Origin of the sequence: Flintibacter faecis (genome assembly GCF_014287875.1) — a bacterium.
In the GTDB taxonomy this organism is placed as follows: domain Bacteria; phylum Bacillota; class Clostridia; order Oscillospirales; family Oscillospiraceae; genus Lawsonibacter; species Lawsonibacter faecis_A.
This window is the reverse complement of sequence record NZ_JACOPN010000021.1, coordinates 1-3529: the sequence shown is the minus strand read 5'-3', so window position 1 is coordinate 3529 and position 3529 is coordinate 1. Positions and strand designations below refer to the sequence as shown.

Annotated in this window: 3 protein-coding genes; all 3 read left to right on the top strand. The window is 52.5% G+C overall.

Going from position 1 to position 3529, the window contains the following annotated elements; all coding sequences use genetic code 11:
- Positions 1 to 176 precede the first annotated feature (176 nt).
- A complete protein-coding gene (gene mobQ, locus H8S55_RS13725) occupies positions 177 to 1757 on the top strand; it encodes a MobQ family relaxase (protein WP_186879347.1) in 1581 nt (526 codons plus the stop codon).
- 65 nt (positions 1758 to 1822) lie between these two features.
- Positions 1823 to 2467: a CHC2 zinc finger domain-containing protein gene (locus tag H8S55_RS13720; RefSeq protein ID WP_186879346.1), complete on the top strand. Its 645-nt coding sequence runs from the start codon at positions 1823 to 1825 to the stop codon at positions 2465 to 2467.
- Positions 2436 to 3529 (top strand): virulence-associated E family protein (locus tag H8S55_RS13715; protein ID WP_186879345.1); only part of this gene is annotated, 1094 nt, incomplete at its 3' end. The genes H8S55_RS13720 and H8S55_RS13715, both read left to right, overlap by 32 nt.

Below are 3529 nucleotides of genomic sequence, written 5' to 3'. Positions count from 1 at the left end.
AGATATTTTATTTCATCATCGGGCCACCCTGACCCGAACTTTCAAAACTGAATACCAGCCGCCCACCGGCGGCACCACCGAGCAGGAAATCTGAAAAGGTCTCCTGCTTTTTTTCTGCCAAAATGAGGTGGTAAAACGCCACCCCATCCACCAATTACCGAAAGGAGGGACACGAAATGCCCTGCCCACACAACGAAATCACGATTGTTCAGCGCAGCCAGCGACAGTCTGCGGTTGCCGCCGCTGCTTACCAAAGCGGCGAAAAGCTGTTCTGTGAATACGACCAGCAAGTGAAGCACTACCCGGAAAAGCGTGGTATTGTCCACAATGAAATTCTGCTCCCGGCAAACGCCCCACGGTCGTATGCAGACCGCAATACCTTATGGAACGCCGCCGAAGCGGTGGAAAAGCAATGGAACTCCCAGCTTGCAAGGCGGTGGGTGCTTACCATTCCAAGAGAGATACCACCCGACCAGTATGCTGTCCTTGTCCGGGAGTTTTGTGAACAGCAGTTTGTTTCCAAAGGCATGATTGCTGATTTTGCAATCCATGACCCCCATCCGCCGGGACACAATCCCCACGCCCATGTCATGCTCACTATGAGGGCAATGGACGAACATGGAAAATGGCTTCCCAAGAGCCGCAAGGTTTATGACCTTGACGAAAACGGGGAACGGATAAAACTTCCGTCCGGCAGATGGAAAAGCCACAAGGAGGATACGGTGGATTGGAACGACCAGAAGTATTGCGAAATCTGGCGGCATGAATGGGAGGTCATCCAGAACCGCTATCTGGAAGCCAATGACCGTCCGGAGCGTGTGGACTTGCGTTCCTATGCCAGACAGGGGCTTGATATTGTCCCCACTGTCCATGAGGGAGCTGCTGTCCGGCAGATGGAAAAGCGGGGTATCCAGACGAACATCGGCAACCTGAACCGGGAAATCAGAGCCGCCAACCGCCTGATGAAGTCTATTCGGCAGCTTATCCAAAACCTCAAAAGCTGGATTACTGAGCTGGGAGAAAAACGGAAAGAACTGCTTGCACAAAAGGCGGTGGAGGAAGCAACACTTCTTCCCAATCTGCTGATGAAGTATATGGAGATACGAAAGGAAGAACGGAAGGACTGGACAAGGGCTGGACAGAACCGGGGAACTTCACAGGACTTAAAGGCAGTCAGCGAAGCCCTGTCCTATCTCCGGCAAAAGGGGCTTTCCACTGTGGAGGACTTAGAAGCGTTTCTGGAATCTTCCGGGAAATCAGCCGCCGATTACCGCAATCAGATGAAGCCAAAGGAAGCACGCAGCAAAGTGATTGACGGGATTCTTGCCAGCCGGACAGCCTGCAAGGAATCTAAGCCTGTCTATGAGAAGTACCAGAAGATATTTTTTAAGAAAACAAAGGAGAAATTCAAACAGGAACACCCGGAGGTTGCCCGGTATGAGAAAGCCGCTGACTACCTTGCCAAGCACCCGGACGATAAGGACAGCACCCAAAAGGAACTGCAAGAGGAGCAGGAAACGCTTCTGGAAGAAATTGCAGCCCTGAAAATACCGTTGACCGAGGTACAGGAGGATTTGAAGAAGCTGCGGGACATCCGCTACTGGGTACGGAAAGCCACCCCCGGCACAGAAGAAAGCAAAGAGCCGCCCAAGAAGCAGCCCCTCAAAGAAGTCTTGCAGGATAAGGCGGACGAGAAAAAAGCACAAAGAACTGCCCCGGTGCAGACAAAACACAAACAACAGGATATGGAACTTTAACAGGCACTTGCCATTTTCAGATTGAGAATGTCAGGTGCTTTTCTTTTTTTCAAGGAGGGATAGATTTGAATGTATTTGAAGCTGTGAAGCAGTCCGTCACAACAAGACAGGCTGCGGAACATTATGGAATCCGTGTAGGCCGGAACGGGATGGCTTGTTGCCCGTTCCATAACGATAAAACCCCAAGCATGAAGCTGGATCGGCGTTACCACTGCTTCGGTTGCGGTGCGGATGGGGATGTGATTGATTTTGCCGCCGCCCTGTATGGGCTGGGAAAGAAAGAAGCCGCCGTACAGCTGGCACAGGACTTCGGGCTTTCCTATGAGGACTGGAAACCGCCGGGGAAGGTAAAAAAGCCCAAGCCCCGGCAGAAATCCCCGGAGGAACAGTTTCAGGAAGCAAAGAACCGCTGCTTCCGTATTCTTGCCGATTATCTTCACTTGCTTATGGCATGGAGAAAGGACTACGCCCCGCACTCCCCGGAGGAAGCCTTTCATCCCCGGTTCGTGGAAGCCTTACAGAAGCAAGCCCAAGTGGAATATCTGCTGGATATATTGCTGTTCGGGGAGACAGAGGAAAAAGCGGCTTTGATTGCGGACTACGGAAAGGATGTGATACAGCTTGAACAGCGAATGGCAGAGCTTGCAGCCGCAGACGCAGCAAGAATTAAAAAACACCATGAACGCCATGCAGCCACCCCAGAGCATTGAGGAAATCAAAGCGGGACTGGAAACTACCGAGAAAGGCGGTGTCCGTCAGAGCATACGGAACTGCCTGACCGTATTCCAGCGTGACCCGCTGCTTTCCGGGGCTATCGCATACAACATCCTGACCGACCGCAAGGACATCATAAAGCCCATCGGCTTCCACAGAGAAAGCACAGCCCTGAACGATACGGATATGAAGTATCTGCTTCTCTATCTGGAGGAAACCTACGGGCTGACCAGTGAGAAAAAGATTGAAACCGCCATCGGGATTGTGGCGAATGAGAATAAGTACCACCCCATCCGGGATTTTCTGAACAGCCTTGCATGGGACGGGACGGAGCGCATCCGCTTCTGTCTGCGGCACTTTCTGGGGGCGGATGTGGACGATTACACCTATGAAGCCCTAAAGCTGTTTCTTTTGGGGGCGATTACAAGGGCATTTAAGCCCGGAAGCAAGTTTGAAATCATGCTGTGTCTGGTAGGCGGTCAGGGGGCTGGCAAGTCCACCTTCTTCCGTCTGCTGGCAGTCCGGGACGAGTGGTTCTCCGATGATTTGCGGAAGCTGGACGATGACAATGTGTACCGCAAGCTGCAAGGTCACTGGATTATCGAAATGTCGGAAATGATGGCAACCGCCAACGCCAAGAGCATTGAGGAAATCAAGTCATTTTTAAGCCGACAGAAAGAGGTTTACAAGATACCCTATGAAACCCACCCAGCAGACCGCCCCCGTCAGTGCGTGTTTGGCGGCACTTCCAATGCCCTTGACTTCCTGCCCCTTGACCGTTCCGGCAACCGCCGCTTTATCCCCGTCATGGTGTACCCGGAGCAAGCCGAGGTTCACATTTTGGAGGACGAAGCCGCTTCCAGAGCCTATATCGAGCAGATGTGGGCAGAAGCGATGGAAATTTACAGAAGCGGCAGGTTCAAGCTGGCTTTCAGCCCTGCCATGCAGCGGTATCTCAAAGAACACCAGCGGGATTTTATGCCGGAGGACACCAAAGCCGGGATGATACAGGCGTATCTTGATAAGTACACCGGGAGCATGGTCTGCTCCAAGCAGCT